Raw genomic sequence first — 1,249 nt, 5'->3', positions numbered from 1 at the left:
ACTCAGAACCCGGCCGCGTCAGTGGCAACCTGGTCACCGAGCGCAAGGGTGGCGCCACCTTTTTGATTGAAGTCACCGGCCGCGCCGCCCACTCGGGCATGAACCACGCTGACGGCGCCAGCGCCATCGGCGCCCTGGCGCAACTGGTCACCGCCTTGCACGCGTTAACCGACTACAGCTGCGGCATCACCAMCAATGTCGGTTTGATCAGCGGCGGCATGTCGACCAACACCGTGGCCCCAGCGGCGCAGGCCAAGCTGGACGTGCGCTTTCGCACCCTGCCCGAGCGCCAGGCGGTGTTCGCCAGCATCCACGCCCTGGCCGCCGCGCCCGGTGTGCCGGGCACCACCATCCGCATCACACAGATGTCGGAGTCGCTGCCCCTGGAACCCGAAGCCAGCAGCGACCTGATGCAGCGCTACAAGGCCAGCGCGGCCCTGGTCGGTTTCGACGTGGCCGGTGAAGCAACGGGCGGTTGCTCCGATGCCGGGTTTACCGCCTCGCTGGGTATTCCCACACTGTGTGGTGTCGGCCCGGTCGGCGCGAAGGCGCATACCGATAACGAATACTGCTGCCTCGATACGCTGGTGCCGCGTGCGCAGGCGCTGGTCAAGACGGTGTTGAGTTTGGCCTGAGCGTACTTCGCCGTAGGAGGCGAGAGGCAACCCACGACTGTCAAGTTTCGCGTCGRTGTGACCCRYTTTTTTCGCAGTYGCTTGACCCWCATTAAAACCCTGAAATGTGGATCGCCAGCCCTGCGAAAAAGAGCGTCAYCGGTGGCTCAGCGCTCRATRAAAAAACRGATCAAACAAGCACGAAAWTCCACATACTGGGTGAGCTTTCCCCTGGCATCGGTTTTGGTGGGCAGGTTGCCGAGCGCGTCATAGGTGTACTGGCTGGCTCCCGTAACCTGCTGGTCCCAGCCCGAGGGGTCACTCCAAAACTCGGGGCAGACCTCAGTGCAATTCAACGGCCATCCGGAAACTCAGCTTTAGCAGCTGGGGCTGTGGATGAATTTTTTTTGGTTGAAGAACGAGAGGAAACCGGGCGCTGGTGCCTATAGGGATTGCCTCTTTATCGCATCACGAATATCCGCAGCAATAACCTTCTTCAAATGCGCAATTTCATTACCTAGAGCATCCGAACTGAATTCCGACCAAGCGCCGACCGTTTGGCGTCCTTCATGTTCACCTAGACGAGTGGCAACTTCAAATATTCTCTTGCCTCCATACATGTACAGGGCAATATG

At 59.9% G+C, this 1,249-nt stretch carries 2 protein-coding genes; one reads left to right on the top strand and one right to left on the bottom strand.

What is annotated here, in order from left to right; translation table 11 throughout:
* Nucleotides 1–635, top strand: a 635-nt coding sequence (locus AC1DWI_RS23675; RefSeq protein WP_477725975.1) for a M20/M25/M40 family metallo-hydrolase, incomplete at its 5' end; no start/stop codon positions are given.
* 422 nt (nt 636–1,057) lie between these two features.
* On the opposite strand, the gene AC1DWI_RS23670 is transcribed toward AC1DWI_RS23675, so the two are convergent.
* A partial coding sequence (locus tag AC1DWI_RS23670) for a hypothetical protein (protein WP_477725974.1) occupies nt 1,058–1,249 on the bottom strand: 192 nt, incomplete at its 5' end.

Source organism: Polaromonas sp. P3_C2 (assembly GCF_056402675.1).
Note: the sequence above shows the minus strand (reverse complement) of the source record. Positions and strands in the feature narration are given on the sequence as shown.